The organism is Streptacidiphilus sp. MAP12-20 (genome assembly GCF_041262525.1).
Lineage (GTDB): Bacteria > Actinomycetota > Actinomycetes > Streptomycetales > Streptomycetaceae > Streptacidiphilus.
This window is the reverse complement of sequence record NZ_JBGCCK010000031.1, coordinates 48318-64635: the sequence shown is the minus strand read 5'-3', so window position 1 is coordinate 64635 and position 16318 is coordinate 48318. Positions and strand designations below refer to the sequence as shown.

Annotated in this window: 16 protein-coding genes; 13 read left to right on the top strand and 3 right to left on the bottom strand. The window is 69.2% G+C overall.

Going from position 1 to position 16318, the window contains the following annotated elements; genetic code table 11:
• Positions 1-216: 216 nt before the first annotated feature.
• On the bottom strand, positions 217-948 hold the full coding sequence (locus ABIA32_RS30610; RefSeq protein WP_370102572.1) for a hypothetical protein: 732 nt from the start codon (positions 946-948) through the stop codon (positions 217-219).
• A gap of 812 nt (positions 949-1760) precedes the next feature.
• Here ABIA32_RS30610 and ABIA32_RS30605 point away from each other — a divergent pair.
• The 11 genes from ABIA32_RS30605 (at position 1761) to ABIA32_RS30555 (ending at position 9753) form a co-directional block, all read left to right on the top strand.
• Entirely contained in the window at positions 1761-2291 is a 531-nt protein-coding gene (locus ABIA32_RS30605) for a hypothetical protein (RefSeq protein ID WP_370102569.1), read from the top strand.
• A gap of 260 nt (positions 2292-2551) precedes the next feature.
• Positions 2552-3940: a DNA cytosine methyltransferase gene (locus ABIA32_RS30600; protein WP_370102609.1), complete on the top strand. Its 1389-nt coding sequence runs from the start codon at positions 2552-2554 to the stop codon at positions 3938-3940.
• An 88-nt stretch (positions 3941-4028) separates the two neighbouring features.
• Positions 4029-4343: a hypothetical protein gene (locus tag ABIA32_RS30595; RefSeq protein WP_370102566.1), complete on the top strand. Its 315-nt coding sequence runs from the start codon at positions 4029-4031 to the stop codon at positions 4341-4343.
• Positions 4344-4626: 283 nt separating this feature from the next.
• Positions 4627-4839 (top strand): hypothetical protein, encoded by a 213-nt coding sequence (locus ABIA32_RS30590; protein WP_370102564.1) that lies wholly within the window; start codon positions 4627-4629, stop codon positions 4837-4839.
• Positions 4840-5146: 307 nt separating this feature from the next.
• Entirely contained in the window at positions 5147-6025 is an 879-nt protein-coding gene (locus tag ABIA32_RS30585; protein ID WP_370102561.1) for a hypothetical protein, read from the top strand.
• 454 nt (positions 6026-6479) lie between these two features.
• Positions 6480-6731 carry a hypothetical protein gene (locus tag ABIA32_RS30580; RefSeq protein WP_370102559.1) on the top strand — a complete coding sequence of 84 codons (252 nt, stop codon included), beginning with the start codon at positions 6480-6482 and terminating at the stop codon, positions 6729-6731.
• 34 nt (positions 6732-6765) lie between these two features.
• Complete coding sequence (locus ABIA32_RS30575) at positions 6766-7149, top strand: hypothetical protein (protein ID WP_370102556.1); 384 nt, start codon at positions 6766-6768, stop codon at positions 7147-7149.
• Between the two features lie 187 nt (positions 7150-7336).
• Positions 7337-7843 (top strand): hypothetical protein, encoded by a 507-nt coding sequence (locus ABIA32_RS30570; protein ID WP_370102553.1) that lies wholly within the window; start codon positions 7337-7339, stop codon positions 7841-7843.
• Positions 7844-8039: 196 nt separating this feature from the next.
• Positions 8040-8759: a hypothetical protein gene (locus ABIA32_RS30565; protein ID WP_370102551.1), complete on the top strand. Its 720-nt coding sequence runs from the start codon at positions 8040-8042 to the stop codon at positions 8757-8759.
• A gap of 32 nt (positions 8760-8791) precedes the next feature.
• Complete coding sequence (locus ABIA32_RS30560) at positions 8792-9241, top strand: hypothetical protein (RefSeq protein WP_370102548.1); 450 nt, start codon at positions 8792-8794, stop codon at positions 9239-9241.
• Positions 9242-9399: 158 nt separating this feature from the next.
• Positions 9400-9753: a hypothetical protein gene (locus ABIA32_RS30555; RefSeq protein ID WP_370102545.1), complete on the top strand. Its 354-nt coding sequence runs from the start codon at positions 9400-9402 to the stop codon at positions 9751-9753.
• A gap of 77 nt (positions 9754-9830) precedes the next feature.
• Here ABIA32_RS30555 and ABIA32_RS30550 read toward each other — a convergent pair whose 3' ends face one another.
• Positions 9831-10247: a hypothetical protein gene (locus ABIA32_RS30550; protein ID WP_370102542.1), complete on the bottom strand. Its 417-nt coding sequence runs from the start codon at positions 10245-10247 to the stop codon at positions 9831-9833.
• Positions 10248-10617: 370 nt separating this feature from the next.
• Between ABIA32_RS30550 and mobF the strand changes: the two genes are divergently transcribed.
• Positions 10618-15396: a MobF family relaxase gene (gene mobF / locus ABIA32_RS30545; RefSeq protein ID WP_370102539.1), complete on the top strand. Its 4779-nt coding sequence runs from the start codon at positions 10618-10620 to the stop codon at positions 15394-15396.
• 21 nt (positions 15397-15417) lie between these two features.
• Positions 15418-15696 carry a hypothetical protein gene (locus tag ABIA32_RS30540; RefSeq protein WP_370102536.1) on the top strand — a complete coding sequence of 93 codons (279 nt, stop codon included), beginning with the start codon at positions 15418-15420 and terminating at the stop codon, positions 15694-15696.
• Positions 15697-15700: 4 nt separating this feature from the next.
• Here the strand turns inward: ABIA32_RS30540 and ABIA32_RS30535 are convergent, their stop codons facing one another.
• Positions 15701-16225: a hypothetical protein gene (locus tag ABIA32_RS30535; RefSeq protein WP_370102533.1), complete on the bottom strand. Its 525-nt coding sequence runs from the start codon at positions 16223-16225 to the stop codon at positions 15701-15703.
• Positions 16226-16318 lie beyond the last annotated feature (93 nt).

The following is a 16318-nucleotide window of genomic DNA, read 5'->3' as shown; positions in this document are numbered from 1 at the left end:
ACAGTCTGCCGTCGCCGGCGGTGGGGCGGCTGCTGATTTGTGCCTACAGCAACGCAGTCGGACTGTGACTTCCGTCCTCATTGGCGTCGCTTGCGCCGGCGTGGTCTCGGCCGCCTCCGGCCAGATGCGCTGCAGACCGCCTCCCGTGCCTTGGCCATGCCGTCACCTCCAGCTACCAATGGCCTATGGGCTTGCTGTTGGGCGCCGCAAGTCGTGCTACTGAACCGCTGGGCCTCCAGCGGCGTACGTACCGGGCGCCGGCAGCGGCACTGTGTCAAGGTCGAGCGTGACCGGTGGCTTTGGCATGGGCTCCCCGTGCACCGTGACGTTCGCGAGGTAAGCCAGCCGGTAGGCGAGGACGACAAGCTGCAGCACGGCTTCCGCTGTCGGTACCGCGTAAGGCGGGGTGCGCATGCTGATCCGGGCGCTGTTCACCTGAGAGGCAATTGCTGAGGCGCCCCCGGGGAGACGGCCGTCGTCTTCCGCCCGGCGAAAGCTGGCGATGACGTTGGACGACCAGTCGCCGGGGAGGTCGTCGTAGAACTTGCTCGTCACGTGCAACGCTGCGAGCCGGATCACCTCCCAAGCGTCGTCAACTGCCGCATGAGGGTTACTGGCAGCCAGCTGGACAACCGCGGCCAGCCCCCTTCCCGAGATCAGGTCAGGGACGTTCGAGCGAACTTCGACGAGCCACTGAGGAACGGCCGCAGTGTTGGCGGATCCACCGCCTGCAGTCGCCCATCGCCGCCGTGCCGCCTCCAACTCTTCTGGCGCCAGCGCCTTCACGAGAGCTTCTGCCACGGGCCACGTCGGCAGGCGCTGGCCCCGAAGGGCTTCGCCGATCACCGTCTTGCTGTAGCCGGTGCTGGCTTCCAGCGACCTGTACGTGGGCTTTCCGGCGTTGACGTGAAGACTCTTGAGGTACTGGGCGAACGGCTGGGCGGTCAAGCGTTCCTCCGGGCAGGGGCGGTTGCGGCTTCACTGTAGGGCCCCGGCGAAGCCCTGTCCGGCGTGTCCGGACAAGTGCCGGAAATGGGGCGGTCGGCTGTCCGGACGGTGACGAGTTTCGATCTCCTGGAGGTCCAAGTCGCCCTCTTCGACAGGAGTTACCGTGGCTCCCATCACCGCTTCCATGCTGCTGACCGCTGCGGCCTGCAGTACCGGCACCGTGGCTCGACACGCTGCACGTGCCGCAGTTGCCTGGCTCGCTCTCCGGCAGGTTCCGCCTGAGCAACGGGCCGACATCGTGAGGGCGCTGCAGCTTGGCCGAGAAGAAGAGCCTTCTCGGCAGGGCCGGCGGCGTCGGCCGGGCCGCTCTCTGCCGCCGCGGTGAGTTGTCGAGGTGGGCGGCCAGGGTCTGTGGTTGGGTGCGGGTTGCCCCTTCCCGGCAATCGATCATGGAGGGCCGTCGGCCTGCACGCTAGGTCGTCGGTCGCCTTTATTCTTGCTGCGCGGCGAACAAAGGCGCCTTCCTCCCCAGCGTTCCGTCCGCCGGCCCTCCAAGCTCTTCCTTGCCGGGTGGGGGCCGGGGGCGATCAGCCTTCAGGCCTGCGGTGGCGTGCGCCCGTGCGCGCGGCGCGGGCCGTAGACGGGAAGAGTGGCGCGGGGGCACGACCGCTTCGCGGCCTGGTGACATCAGTGCAGGTGGGGAGCGGTTTCCCATTGACGCCCCTCCTCATATTCGATAGATTTACCTATGTCGATAGGGGGCAGGGCAAGCCCTCGAAACTCCACCACCACACTCTGAGGGGAACCTCCGCATGGGCATCGTTGTGCCTCTATCCACCCTCGCGGCCGAGCTGCGGCCCTACCTGGACGCCAGCCTCGACGACGCCGGCCGCCTGGTCATCGTGCTGCCCAGCAATCGGGACCGTCTGATCATCAAGCCGAGCGCAATCCGCACCCCGCACCCCCAACTGCTTTGGGAGATACGCACCTTCCTGGACACGTCGACCGGCGCGCGGGGATACCTGGACTGGCCGGAGGAGCTCCCGCCCCTCGTTGCCTTCGTCCATCGGCGGGCCTTCTCCCTTGAGGAGGTCGGCCCCCAGTACCAGCTCGTGATTGACACGCTCGCTCTCCACGGCCTCAAGGCCGAGGTCATCGCCGCTGACGGCGGGGGCTACCAGATCCGGGTAGAGGTCCCTCGGCGCTGGTACCAGGCCATGGGGCTGCGGCCCGCCACCTACCTGCTCATCGGCGCGCCGGAGGTCCTGCCCGCGCGGTCCCAGCAGGTCGGCGGCTGGCACGTGGAGCACTACGCGCCGGGCCAGTTCATCGCCGTCGTCTAAGACACGATCCCGGACGCCCGCGCGGAGACGACGTGGCGGAACGCCTCGCCGACGCTGCTGGCCGAATACCTGGCGGAGTACATCAGCACCGCGCGCTGAGCGCGCCCTGGTTCCGCTGCTTCCTTCGCGAAGCGCGACGGCCGGACCCGGAGGGCAACCGGGTCCGGCCCCTCTCCACCAGCTCACCGAGACTCCGAGGATTCGCCTTGATCACCTTTACGGACCTCTTCTGCGGCGCAGGCGGCGCTTCCACCGGCCTGGTGCACGCCGGTTGGAAGCTCATTCTCGCCATGAACCACTGGTGGACCGCCATCGAGACTCACATGGCGAACCACCCGGACGCTGAGCACGCATGCGAGAACGTGTCCACTTACGACCTACGCCGCATCCCGATGACCGACGTTCTGTGGGCAAGCCCGATCTGCACCGAGATCTCGCCCGCCGGTGGCCGGGCCCGCGCGAAGCGCAAGCGGAAGCTCACCGTCGAGCAGATGCGGCACCTCAGTGAAGAGGAGATCCGCCAGCTCAAGGAAGAGCTGGAGTCGATCCCAGATGCCGCGTTCGAGCGCACTCGGGTCACCGCCTTCGACGTGATCCGCGCGATGGAACTGCACGACTACAAGGCAGTGCTGGTGGAGAACGTCGTCGAGTTCGCCCTCGACTGGAAGCTGTTCGACCTGTGGCTCGCCATGGCGGCCCGGCTTGGCTACAACTACCAGATCGTCTCGGTCAGTTCGGCTCACGTCGGCGATGACATCAACCTGGCCGCGCCGCAGTGGCGTGACCGCCTGTACATCGTCTTCACCAAGGAAGGCATCCGGCTGCCTGACGTCGCCCCTCGACCCCTGGCCCACTGCCACGAGTGCGACGAGGACGTGTACTCCGTCCAAGAGTGGCGCCCCGAACACGCCGAGACCCGCATCGGCAAGTACGGTCTGCAGTACGACTACACCTGCCCGAATCACGACAAGCCAGTGAACGTCGAGCCCTACACCCGACCGGCAGCCAGCATCATCGACTGGACCAACCTGGGCACCCGGATCGGCGACCGCAAGCGTCCGCTGGTGCCCAGCACCATGGCGCGGATCCGCAAGGGGCTGGAACTGTACCCGGCTGACCCGTCGCTGATCACGCTCAACCACTCCGGGCACGACGGCCGTGCCTTCCGCGCCGACCAGGCTCCGTTGCCGACGCGCGCTACGAAGATCGGAGAAGGGCTACTCGTCCCCACCAGCTACTACGACCGCGCCGTGTCGAGGGCAGACCTGGCTGCGCCGCCCTATGTGATCACGTACCGCAACCACGGTGGCGCGGCGGGCGTGGACAGGCCGCTGACCGGCATCAATGCGAAGGGTAATCACCATGGGCTGGTCATTCCCTACCGCAAGGGTTGCAACCCGAAGCCCGTCGAACAGCCCATTCACACGATGTCCACCCGCGACTCTGCGGGACTCCTGCTGACCGCCGCCGACGTCGATGACTGCTACTTCCGCATGATCCAGTGGCGCGAGCAGATGAGCGCCCAGCGCTTCCCTGCGGACTACATCGTCATGGGCGACACCCAGGAGGAGAAGACGATGCAGGCGGGTAACGCCGTGTCGTGCAACGTCGCCCAGTGGCTCGGCAACGCCCTGAGCGCGGTCCTCTAACGCCTCGCGTGGGGCCGGGCCCGCCACCCCGACGGGCCCGGCCCGGCCCGAGGCCCAGCAAGACCAACACCCGTCGAAGGAAGGCACCATGCCCACCTACAACCCGTACCCTGCCCTGACTCAGGCCCTGCGCGCCGTCGGCGCGCAGCCCGTCGTCGACTGGGGGCTGAGCGACTACATCGTCACCGTCGCCTTGCCCGACGGCCGCGAGATCGTCATCTCGCCCCCGCAGGAGCCGAGCGAACCGCACCCGCCGCGCGCCTGGACCGTCGACCTGCACGATCGTCGGGCCGACAGTGCCGAAGTCGTCTACGACTCCACCGATTCCGGCCCTGACGCGGAGCATGCGGGCAGGCTCGACCCGCTGTTGCGCGCCGTCCGCAGCCACCTTCCGTCCAACTAGTCGATCCCGTCGATCACTCCTATCGGCGTTAGCCAGCGCGCCCACCTCTGGCGCGATGCCGCCCAGGCAACTATTCGGGCTGCGGGCAGGAGCCGCCAACACCGCCGAGCAGCGTTGACACCCTCCCTCATGATCGATAGATTTACCTATGTCACTAGGGGGCTTGGCGAGCCTCCCGGACTCCACCTGGTGCGCGGCAGGGCAAGCCGCACACCAGGCCCTCCACCACCACGCGGGCGGACTACGGGCTGCGCTCCGAGTCGCCCCGACCGAAGGGGACCTCATGGCCCACTACGTACAGACGCCGCACAGCGATCCCGGATTCGAACGCTGGGCGGCACAGTCCATCGCCCTCACTCCGCGGCTGCGCCTCGTCGTGCCGAGCGACCACCAGTGCCCCGCGTCCCGCCCGAGCGAGGCCGACGCCGACATCGAGGCGCTCGCCACCATGCTGGGCCTGCTGGACTCGGCGCCCGCAGGAAGCGGGGAACAGTAACGGTTCGCACCCGCGGCACCGCCATGCGGCGCGACCTCGGCGACGAGACCACGAACTGCCACTCGCGCGGCTCGCCGCTTGAGGAGCGGTAGAGGGCGGCGCGGCAACCAGCCGTGCCGCCCCCGAAGACTGGGTGGGGCCGACGATACGAACACAAGGTTCGTGCCAGCGCCGCCGAAGGCTCGCTGACTCGGGCAAACCGCCGGCCCCGTTCTCCACCACCTACCGAGTAGCCGGGCCGAAGGCCCGCACTCCTGCAAGGGGTGCTCACAGTGTACGGGCCACAATGCGACAGGATGGACCCACCATGACTACGACCAAAGCGCAGTTGGAGCAGCGGCTCGGGGCACTCGCCGGCGACTGGCTCTCCCGCACAGACCTCATGCACCTGGCGGGCATCTCCGAGAAGACCCTCAAGCTCTGGCTCGGCAGCGGGCCGTTCACGGAGGACCAGATCCAGATCGGCCCGCGCGGCATCCTGCTCTACGCCCGCGATCCGGCCGCCACCTGGCTCAAGGGGAGGCTGTTCCAGTCGGGCAAGGACGGGAGCGCTCCGTCGGGCCCGCGGCTGTCAGCCGAGCCGACGCGCATGCCGCACGCTCCCGGCGACCGGTGGCGCTGGACCGACATCGCCCGCCTCCGCGGTGTCACGCCAGGAGCGGTCAGCAACCTCGCGAAGGCGTACGAGGCGCACGCCGAGCACCCGTTCCCGCCGGTGGAGGCCGACCGCAAGCGCTCTGCCGAAGCCGTGGCTGCCTGGTTCCTCTGGTACGACAAGGAGCGGCCCGGGTACGCGGACCGAGGCAAGCAGGTCGCCTCCGGCGCTTCTGCCGCCCCCACGGGAAGGGTGGGTGAAGTCGTCGCGATCCTGGAGCGCGCAGTGGCGGCACGCGAGTCCCTGTCTACCGAAGCGCTCGCCCGCAATCTGGACGTGACGCCCGCTGTGGCCGCGCGGTACCTGGCCCAGGCCGAGGACGTCGTCATGCCCATGGCGGGCCTGATCGCGCGCAGCACCATCGCCACCATGCTGCCCGACTCGACCCAGCTCACCCCCCGTCAGAGAACCGACAGGGTCAAGACCCTCCTGCGGCGCAAGGACGCCCCCGCGAGCATCCTCAGCGTGGGCAGCACCGACTACTTCGACCGGACCGAGGTGGCACGGCTTCTGGCCGCGGCCACACGGTGACGGCTCGGCGCCGCTAGGCCAACGGCTCCGGCAGGTGGGTGGTGTGGCCTGGTTGCGCGGGTGCGGGTTGCCCCTTCCCGGCAATCGATCATGGAATGCCGTCGGGCTGCACGCTAGGTCGTCGGGCACCTTTCTTCTTGCTTCGCGGCGAACAAAGGTGCCTTCCTCCCCAGCGTTCCGCCCGCCGCCCCTCCAAGCTCTCTTTCGCCGGGAGGGGGCCGGGGGTGATCAGCCTCCAGGTCTGGCATGGCATGCGCCCGTGCGCGCAGTGCGGACCGTAGACGGGGAAGAGCACCGCAGGGAAGCGCGCCCGTTGTGCGGACTGGTGGCGTTAGTGCAGGTGGGGGAGCGGTTTCCTGTTGACTCCCCTCTCCATATTCGATAGATTTACCTATGTCGATAGGGGGCAGGGCAAGCCCCCGAAACTCCACCACCAACACCCCAGGAGGGGGCCATGGACCCGGAGAAGTACACCTTCACCGTCTACAACGAGGGCGGCGACGACCTCGGCGAGTTCGACAACCGCCCGGACGCGGACGCCTGCGTCGAGCGGGAGCGCGCCGCCTGCGCGCAGATCTGCGGGACCGACGGCATGGACACCAACGGCAACGGCGCGTTCGCGTGCGGCGTCCTGTCGCCCCACGGCATCCACGTGCACATCGCGGACGCCGACGGCAACGACCGCAGCACCGACCCGACGCTCTGACCCGCACCGTCAACTTGCCCTCCTCTGCCGCCAGATGGGCAGCAGACCCGAGACAACGGAGAAGACCATGGGCTTCGGCACCCCCGTGAAGATGGACGAGACTACCCAGCTCCGCCCCGTGTTCGACCCCCGGCTGTACTGCTTCAGCATCCAGTTGTGGGTCGACGGAGAGCCGGGCGGCATCCACGGCCTGGTGGAGCAGTTCCCGCACCCCGACGACGTGATGGCCACTCTGAACGAGTTCCTGGCGCAGTACGAGATCCGCCCCATCGATGAGGAGGAGTACAGCGCGCTCTGCCGCTCCCTGATCGAGGCCAAGGGCGGCCCTGAGTGGGAGATGGTCCGCATGGTCGAGCAGGACCCCGAGATGGCACAGCTGTTCCTCTTCGTCGACGAAGACGGCGAAGGCCACGAGTAGCCCCCAGGTGAACCCCGGTGGGCCGAGGCAGTCGCCCTCGGTCCACCGGCAAGGCCTCGCGAGACGGACGGACGGGCGACAGCATCCGGGCCGCAGGTTCGATCCCTGCCGTGGCCACGCACATGCAGACAGCACGCGGGACAGGGCAAGTCCCCGTGCGACTCCATCACCCAACCTGGGAGTCCGCATGAACGACACCAACGTGTACAGGCTGCCCCTCAGGCGGCGCCGAGCCGACATCGACCGCGACGTCCGTCGTCTGTACCGGCTCGCCTACGCCGCGACCCGCCTTTCGGCCAGGGTTCACCACCAGCTCATGACCGGCGACCGGGTCCGAGCCATAGCCGCCCGCGTCAGTGCGGCCAACACCGTAGCCGCGCGAATCACCAGCCGGCCCGGAGTCGCTGAGCACGCCGAGACTCCCCACGCACTCCAGCTGCTGCGCGATGCCACCGAAGGTGTACCCCAGGTGACTGTTGAGCTTCTGGCCATGGCTCACGACGCGCGCACTCGGGCGCGCAGGGCGGACCTGGACGACCTCACCCGCCTGCACCTCGCGGACCTCGCCTACGACGCCCGCGCGATGGCCCTCGACCTCCCGTTCTTCGGTCCGCCGCATCAAACCCCCTACGCGCAAGCCGCCTTGGCTCAGCTCAGGCAGCGCGCTGCAGAGCAAGGTCTGGCCTCGAAGTAGGCCGGGTCCGCACGGTGCTGCTGCGCCAGCAGCTCAGCTGGCGCAGCAGCAAGGCCGCGAACGCCGGTGGGGCAGCGGTGAACACCGCAGCCCGCAGGTTCGAGCCCTGCCGTGGCCACGTAGCACCTGCAACACCCTTGCGGCGAAGACAGGGCAAGTCTTTGCCGCTCCACCTGCCGGTCCCGGAGGGACAACCATGGAAGCAGAGCAGAACCCCGCACTGACACCGGGCTCAGTCCTGGCGCAGACCCTGACCCATTTCTTCGCCGAGTGGCCGATGTGCGGTGACGACACCACGGCCATGACGACCATCACCATCACCGACCCGGGCGGCCCCGCGCACACCCTGCAGCTCGGTGCCGAGGAGACCAACGCCCTCACGACACTGGTGATGAACGAGGACGCCTCCTACCGCATTAGCCACCCGGACATCGACGGCCCGTGCGGGCACTGCGGCCGCACCCGCGAGCCCGCCGGAACCAGCCCCGCCGGCGAGCTCCAGCACCGGGCGACCCCAAGCGGACGGGGCTATGCCGGGCCGCTCCAGCGGGCCGTCACGGCGGACAATGGCGACTACATGCTCGCCCCTGTCCGCCACCTCGTCCCCTGTGCGGACCACCGGGTCATCAAGGCAGCGCGCGACGCCATCAGCGGCATCCCGCAGCGCCACGAGGGCGCAGCGCTGATCGGCCTGGAGACCGGGGCCATCAGCGCGGCATACATGGGCGGCGACTGCGCCGGGATCCCGCTCTACTGGGACGCTCGGGCCACGACGCTGATCTACGCGGACGGCTCGCGGTTCCCGGCCGACCTGGGCGACTCGGACTACGACCGGCTCCTCACCGCTCTGAGCGACTCCGTCCCCGCCCAGAGTGGATCACACTCCTGCGCGTCTCGCTCGTTCAAGAGCCGGTAGGGGAGCCGACGCTCGTCACCGTCGAGGCCACCATGCACGGCCCCTACCTCGGCCTGCCGACCAAGTTGCCCCAGGACCGTTCCTCCACCTACCTGTTCAGCCGTCAGACCGTCTGCCAGATCATCGACGACCTGAGCGCGGACACCCGCGAGGTGACCGCTGCCTGGGAAGGGGACGCCGTCCGATTCACCTGGACCGCCGCCCACGACGGCGACGGCGGAGTCCTCCTGGTCTTCCCGGACGCCCACCAGCGCTACCCGATCGGCGACGGCATGTGGTGCTGGGAGCCTTGGGGCAGCCAGCTCTTCGCGTCCGAGCGGCAGTACGCCTTCGTCCTCGGGTGCACGACGTACGACAGCGACATCCCGAGCCCGTCCGAGCCGATGGATGGTAACGACTACCTCCGGCGCAACTTCGAGGACGACTACCTCCGAGGGCGTGCTGAGGCCCGCCGCTTGACGCTTCACCGCAGCGACTCCTAGCGCCGCCTGCCGCAGTACAAGGTCCCTTCCGGCCTTACGGGTGCCGGGAGGGACCTCCCTTTTGCCAGCCCGTACGGGGTGCGGCAGAGGTAGTGTCGAGTCTCAGCGCCTGTCCGCAAGGCGCCCTCGGGAAAGGGGAGCCCGTGACTCAGCCCACCATGGACGAGCGGCCCATCGAAGACCTCACTCCGGAGTGGATCGACGCGGCGGTGGAAGTCATCACGCCGGACGGATCGACCGTCGGCTTTCGCCTGAGCAGGTACGAGAGGACCACCAGAGACGGCGAACCGCTCTGGATGCTGTTCAGCACCGAGCAGCCCTGGCGGATCGAGGTCGGCGCCGGCGCGGTACTGCGCCGCGCACCCAAGCCCGCCGGAGTGCCGGGCCCCGCTGGCGGTTTCGGCCCCGCTCCCATCGTCTCGCCAGCGCCGGTAACAGCTCCCGTGACACCGACGCCAGCACCGCTGAGCCCACAATCATGGGTGATCGCTCCACCCGCCGAACAGCGCTGAATCCGCGCGTGCAGACCCGCTCTGAGTGGTAACAGTCAGGGCGGGGCTGCACGCGTTCTGCTTCCCGTGCTCGCCCGCTACGGCGCCACGGAGCCGGCCTGCGCGAGAGGTGACGGCCCTGATGCAGTCACAGCGTCGCCGCTCGCGCCGCTGGCCTCCCGTGCTGCCTTGATCTCTCGCACCTTTGCGAGGGGGATGCCGAGGCGGTCGGCGACATCGGAGGCGTTGGTCAGCTCCAGCATCTCCGCCGCGGCTTCCGTCGACCTCTGCTCAAGCTCGCTGACTTGCTGTCCCAGATCACCGTTGATCCGGGTCACGTACTGGTCGATCCGCGCTTGCGCAGCCTCCCGGAGATCCCCGATCTGTTCGCCTACCTCGAACCACGTCGTCGCCAGGTCCTCGAGGCGCTGCTCCCGCTCGCGAGCTGCCACCGTGCGGGCCCTTGCCTTCTCGCGTGCCGCGACCGCGCGCGAGCCCCTGCGTTCCGCCATCATCGTCCTCCCCAGACTGGCCGGTGCCCCTCCCCTGACTGATCACTGCCCCGCCATTGTCACCCGCCGACGGCCGACCCGGAGGGTCCCGAGCCGTCCGATTTGCTGGCGCTCCTTCAGCTACGGCCGAGCCGAAGCGGATTCGTGATCGTCTTCCTGTGGACAAGCCGGAACGGCGGCCGTCCCCAGGTTGCGCTCAGGAGAGCGCAACCTGGGGACGGCCCACTGCGCTGCGCGGATCGTGAAGGCAGTTGAGGTGTGTCGGCTCGGCGGCTCGGCTCGTTCCTCGCCTTCTCCACCTCTCCTTCCACACCTCAACTGCCTTCACGATCAAAGCTCTTGCATTCACAATGTCACAAGGTAAGCTGAACATATGATGACCATTCACAAGCTGTCCGCTGGTGATGGTTACCTGTACTACTCGCGAGAGATCGCGACTGGCGACGAGCGCCGCACGGCCGACCGGAAGATCGGCGACTACTACCATGCCGACGGCAATCCGCCCGGCGTCTGGGTCGGCAGGGGGATCGCCGAACTCGGTGTCTCCGGCACCGTTTCCGAGAGCCAGATGCAGGCCTTGTACGGCGAGGGACTTCATCCGAACGCAGAGCAAATCATCGAGCAGGCCATCGCCGACGGAGCGACGTCCGCCCAGGCTATGCGGCTGGTTCGACTGGGCCGGCGCTACTACCGCTACGACCAGACCGAAGGCCCACTGGCGGCTCAAATCCAGGACGCCATCCAGGCGTTCGAGGCCCGCAAGGGCAGCACGGCAACCGACGAGGAGCGCAAGCAGCAGCGCGGCAAGGTCGGCGCCATCGCCTTCCGAGCCGACTTCGGCCGCTCCCCGAAGGACGCGGAGGAGCTGAGCCGCTACATCAGTGCGAACACCGCCTGTACCCGCCAGGCGGTTGCCGGCTATGACCATGTTTTCCGGAACAAGTACGGGTCCATCATCTGGGCACTGGGCGACGAGGCCACCCGACTTGAGGTCGAAGCAGCTCACGAACAGGCCATAGAGGAAACCTTGGCCTGGATCGAAGAGCACGCCCTGGCCACCCGCACCGGCATCAACGGGATCGCCCAGGAGGATGTCTGCGGAGGCCTGATCGCGGCGCGCTACAGGCACTACGACAGCCGGTGCGGAGACCCTCTTCTACATGACCACGTCGTCGTGGCCAACAAGGTGCTGGGCACTGATGGCAAGTGGCGCACCATCGATGGAAAGCTTCTCTACGCCATGTGCGTCGCGGCCAGCGAGCTGTACAACCAGCGCGTGATTGAGGAGCTGTGCCGACGCCTCGGCGTGCAGGCGGAAGAGCGCGAAGTGACCCCCGGCAAGCGGCCGGTGATGGCCATCAGTGGGATTGACGACGACCTGGTCGAGGCCTTCTCCAAGCGCGCCCAGGACATCCGCAGGGACTTGGCCGTGCTCCTGGCGGACTACCGCCGGAGGTACGGCAAGGAGCCCGACACCGCCGCTCGGATGGCGTTGATCCAGCAGGCCGCGCAGCAGACGCGGCCCAAGAAGAAGAAGGCCCGGTCCCTGTTCGACCTGCGGGCCGCGTGGCGGGCCGAGGCCGTCGAGGTGTTCGGCGACTCTCGCATCGACACCTTGCTCCAGCGCTGCCGTCAGGCCGTCAGCCCTGGGGGCCGCGACCGCGATCCGGTGGCGTCCCTCGATCTGAAGCAACTCGCCGAAGACGTGCTGGGGGTTGTCTCCGAGGAGCGGGCGGTCTGGGCAGAGCGGCACGTGCTGGCGGAGGCCCGGCGGCACATCGTCCGGGCCACCAAGGGGCGCGGGGATACTCGCGGACTGGCCGAACACGTCGCGCAACTGGTTCTGACCAACGGCTCGTTGGACATCACCCCGCCGGACATCAACCCGGCCTTCGCGCCCCTGCAGCGAGCCGACGGCACCAGCATCTACCGCCGCCGGGAGTCGCGACTCTTCACCTCAACGGCGGTCCTGGCCGCCGAGGCGCGGATCCTGGACGCGGCGCTGTCCGCCGCCATCCCCGCCGTTTCGGCAGAGGTCTTCGCGCAGGCATCGACGGTGTTCGCCGGGCCGCAGCTGGACACCGGGCAACGGCGCCTGGCGGAGAGCTTCGCCTGCTCGGAGCGGCTCGTGCAGGTCGGCATCGGGCCCGCCGGCTCAGGCAAGACCACCGCGCTGCAGCTCGTTCGCGACGCCGTTCAGGCCTCGGGCGGAAGGGTGATTCCGCTCGCACCTTCCAGCCGTGCCGCTGCGGTTCTCAAGGCCGATCTCCACGTGGACGCCCACACGCTGCACAGCTGGACCGAGCAGCGTCATCGCCTCGCGGAAGGCCGTCGCGTCCGGTACGACTGCCAGCTGCGGCCCGGCGACGTCCTCATCATCGACGAGGCAGGGATGGCGGGCACGCGCCGTCTCGCGGGCATCGTGGACGACGCCATCGCCGCCGGCGCGATGGTCCGGCTCATCGGCGACCCCGCCCAACTCGGAGCTGTGGAGTCCGGTGGCGTCCTGCGGCTGATCGCCCGCGAGGTCGGCTCAGTGGAACTGGAGCAACTGCACCGGTTCCGGACCGAGGGCGAGAGTGAAGCCACCCTGGCACTGCGCGACGGCGACCCCGCCGACGCGTGGACGTGGCACCTCACGAACGGGCGCATCATCGGCGGCAACAGCGAGGACATGCTCGACCGCGTCTTTCAGGTGTGGCAGGCCGACACGGAGCAGGGCCTGCTGTCGCTGATGATGGCCGATGACGACGACAGCGTCCGGGAGCTCAACCTTCGCGCCCAGAGCTTCCAGGTCGCTTCGGGGCAGCTCGACCTCTCCCGCTCGATCCCCCTGCGAGACGACGCGCAGGCCGCCGTCGGCGACCTGATCGTCACCCGCCGGAACCAGCGCCGTCTGCTGACCATGGGCGGAAAGGACTGGGTCAAGAACGGCGACCAGTGGCAGATCGAGGCCCTGGACGACAACGGCAACGCTACGGTCCGCCACACCGGGCACCACGGACGTGCGGTCCTACCTGCCCGGTACCTGCGTCGCCACGGCCAGCTCGGTTACGCCTGCACCGTGCACCGTGCCCAGGGCCTGACCGTGGACACCGCCCACGGCCTGGTGACCGCCCGGACCAGCCGCGAGTCCGCCTACGTGATGGCCACTCGTGGGCGGCTCTCCAACCGCCTGGCCGTCGTCGCCGAGGAGGGGCGGAGCATGCAGGATGTCCTGGACTCCGTCGCCCGCAGCAACAGCGCCTCGGTCTCCGCCCACGAGGCCATCCAGGCGGAACAGGAACGGACCTACAGCATCCGCCGGCTGGCCGCCGAGTACACCGACGTCTACGCCCGCGCGCAGTCCCACCGCCTGCGGGCCCTCGCCCGCCGCGTCCTCGGGGCAGCCGCTGAAGACTTCATCGCCCTCGATGCTTGGTCCGCGGTCGAGCGCTCCCTTGCCCAGGGCGAGGCCGTCGGCTGGGACGCCGGCCGTCTACTGAAAACCGCGTACGGGCAACGGGACTTCCACGGTGCCGAATTCCTGTCCGCCGTGCTGTCCTGGCGGATCGACGAGGTGGTCGAAGAGGGCCAGCGGGCGGCTGAACGCGCTGCCGAGCGCGAGGCGGAGCCCGGCGGCAGTCGCCCTCTGCGGGACCTAACGAACGAGCAGCTGCAGCGACTGTTCGACCGCGCGCAGCAGCGTCGCGCCGAGGCGCTGGAGGAGCTTCAGCGCGCCGACGCAGCCGTGGCCGGACAGCCGCGTCCCGTCGTGGTCGAGGGCCTGCCGCACCCCGCCTGGCCGCGTCGTACCTACGGCCAACTCACCCGCAGCCAGCTGGCCGACGCCATCGCCGACACCCGCCGGCGGATGCGGCAAGCCGAGGCCGAGGGCGACCAGCAAGGCGAGCGCTTCGCCGCCGCAGAACACTCGCTGCTGCGCAGGGAGCAGCGGCTCCGGCGAGCGATGCAGCCGCTGGACCGTATGCGCGAGGACTGGCAGCGCGAGCCCCGCACGAGCGCCAGCCGGACCGCGCGCCAGCCACTGGAGACCACCATCGCCGAGCTGTCGGAGAACCACTACCGGCAGGAGGCTGCGGCGGATCGCCTGCGGCTGGCGCAGGTGATCGCGGACCGTGTCGATGCCGAACGTCGTCTTCGCACCCGGCTTCCTGATGGGCCCGCGCCCACCCCGGACCACTCCGGAGCACTGCCCGACTGGCTGGCGGCGTCGGCAGCCCTGCGCGACCAGGACACCCCGGCCGGATGGCGTCAGCACTTGGTGGAGCGGCGGATCATCCTGGCCGAGCGGTTGCAGCACAACGGCATGCTGCTGGCGGCTGAGCCGCCGGCGTGGAGCAGGCCCCTCGGGCCGGTGCCGAGCGCGGACAGCGAGCTGCGTGCCCTGTGGGAGCGCACGGCCGCACTGGTTGAGGTGTGGCGCCAACGCTACGGGCTGGACGAGAGCGCCGTGGGCCTAGGCCCGCAGCCGGATGAGCCGCGAGACGCGCACGCCTGGGCGGTGTTCCAGGAGCGGGTTGACCTGGTCGCCCGTCGCACACGGGCGTGGGCAGCAGCTGTCGCCCGGCCCGATGACCCGTCCCAGGGGATGCGCATCGCAGCCCGCACGGCGGAGAACCTGCTGCTTCGGATGCTGGAGGGCCAGATCGCGGACCCGCAGGACCGCGGTGCGGTCTCGGCCGCGGCTGCCGCGTTCGCGGACGTGGCCCTGTTCCGGGCGATGGCCTCGGAGGCTCCGATGGAGGAGTGGGTGCAGCAGATCCCCGCTCCGGACGCCGAGGACCCAGAGCAGCAGCGGCAATGGCGGGACCTGGTAACGGCCTTGGCGACCTACCGGATGATGCATCAGACTGAGGCTGCGGACCCGCTGGGTGAATGCCCGGACGAGGAGGAGCAACGCCTGGCGTGGTCGGAACTCCAGGCCGCCATGACGCTCTTCCAGCGCTCCCGCATTCAGCAGAGACTGGCCGAGATCACGGCCCTGCGCGACGCCGAGCGTGCCCACCGTGGCCTGGCGGCGCAGTCGGCCGCCCGCCCGGACCCCGAGACCGCCCCTGGGCGGCGAGCCCGCCGACGCGCTGCGGACGAGCAGCAGCTTCAGCAGCGCCCCGGACCGACTTCTGGCCCCCGCCGGGGACCAGGCACCTGAGAAGCGCAGAGGAGAACGGACATGGACGACAGCTCGAACCAGTTCAGCGCCGAGCAGCGCGGCGAGCTGGCCCGGTGGGCGGCCGAGCGAGAGGCGCGGATGGCTGCCCGTGGGGTGAACGCGCCGGAGGGCACACTGCAGGAGCGTCTCGCAGGGCTGGACGCGGCGTTCGAGAAGAACCCCGACAAGGACAACCCGCTCGTCGCGGAGAACCACGAGCTGCGTCGGACCGTGGAAATCCTCGAAGACGCCGTGCGAGACCTGCTCCACGGCAGGCTCCTGGTGCCGGCCGAGGGGTGAACCGCTACCGCCGTACGCCGCCGTACCCTGCCGCAGTCTCGGGACGGTGCTGCTGCAGCTCGGCCTCCGCCTCCGCGTGCCGCCGTGCCCGCGCCGAGTCGGAGGCCCGCTCTTCCAACTGCCGTGCAGCCGCAGCGTTCTGGGCCGCCGTAAGCAGCAAGGCGTCAGCCAGAGCACGCCGGACTGCGGCCTCCGCCGCCCGTTGACGCTGGTCCATCCGGATCCGCCGCTGCAGCTCCGTGGTGACGCGCAGCAGGTCATCCGCGGTCTGCCGGACGAGCAGGCTCCGAGCAACCACAGCGTCGTCCACCGGGCGGCCAGCAATGCTGAGTTCACGCACCCGGTTCAACGCCCGCTGTGCAGCTACGGCATCCGCCGCAGCCTTCCCTCGGGCCGAGCTCAACTGTGCGTCGGTCATCAGCGCCAGCTGCCCGGCCCCCGCGAGCCTGATCATCGAGGCCCTGGCTAGCTCGCGTGCCAGCTCCTCCAGGCGCGCATCCGGAGAACCGCCACCAAAGGGGCTGCTCATCTCCTTGCCCTTCTGCCGTCATATGTGAAGACCTACGAGCTCACGGCTAGGCCGCGCGAACGTGGTGCCCCGCGCGGCTGCGTGGGGACACCG

Bases quoted from the DNA above. Each gene is read 5' to 3' on its own strand.
- ABIA32_RS30605 (WP_370102569.1), top strand. From the start codon at position 1,761: ATGGGCATCGTTGTGCCTCTATCCACCCTCGCGGCCGAGCTGCGGCCC.
- ABIA32_RS30595 (WP_370102566.1), top strand. From the start codon at position 4,029: ATGCCCACCTACAACCCGTACCCTGCCCTGACTCAGGCCCTGCGCGCC.
- ABIA32_RS30590 (WP_370102564.1), top strand. From the start codon at position 4,627: ATGGCCCACTACGTACAGACGCCGCACAGCGATCCCGGATTCGAACGC.
- ABIA32_RS30585 (WP_370102561.1), top strand. From the start codon at position 5,147: ATGACTACGACCAAAGCGCAGTTGGAGCAGCGGCTCGGGGCACTCGCC.
- ABIA32_RS30580 (WP_370102559.1), top strand. From the start codon at position 6,480: ATGGACCCGGAGAAGTACACCTTCACCGTCTACAACGAGGGCGGCGAC.
- ABIA32_RS30575 (WP_370102556.1), top strand. From the start codon at position 6,766: ATGGGCAGCAGACCCGAGACAACGGAGAAGACCATGGGCTTCGGCACC.
- ABIA32_RS30570 (WP_370102553.1), top strand. From the start codon at position 7,337: ATGAACGACACCAACGTGTACAGGCTGCCCCTCAGGCGGCGCCGAGCC.
- ABIA32_RS30565 (WP_370102551.1), top strand. From the start codon at position 8,040: ATGGAAGCAGAGCAGAACCCCGCACTGACACCGGGCTCAGTCCTGGCG.
- ABIA32_RS30560 (WP_370102548.1), top strand. From the start codon at position 8,792: ATGCACGGCCCCTACCTCGGCCTGCCGACCAAGTTGCCCCAGGACCGT.
- ABIA32_RS30555 (WP_370102545.1), top strand. From the start codon at position 9,400: ATGGACGAGCGGCCCATCGAAGACCTCACTCCGGAGTGGATCGACGCG.
- ABIA32_RS30550 (WP_370102542.1), bottom strand. From the start codon at position 10,247: ATGATGGCGGAACGCAGGGGCTCGCGCGCGGTCGCGGCACGCGAGAAG.
- mobF (WP_370102539.1), top strand. From the start codon at position 10,618: ATGATGACCATTCACAAGCTGTCCGCTGGTGATGGTTACCTGTACTAC.
- ABIA32_RS30540 (WP_370102536.1), top strand. From the start codon at position 15,418: ATGGACGACAGCTCGAACCAGTTCAGCGCCGAGCAGCGCGGCGAGCTG.
- ABIA32_RS30535 (WP_370102533.1), bottom strand. From the start codon at position 16,225: ATGAGCAGCCCCTTTGGTGGCGGTTCTCCGGATGCGCGCCTGGAGGAG.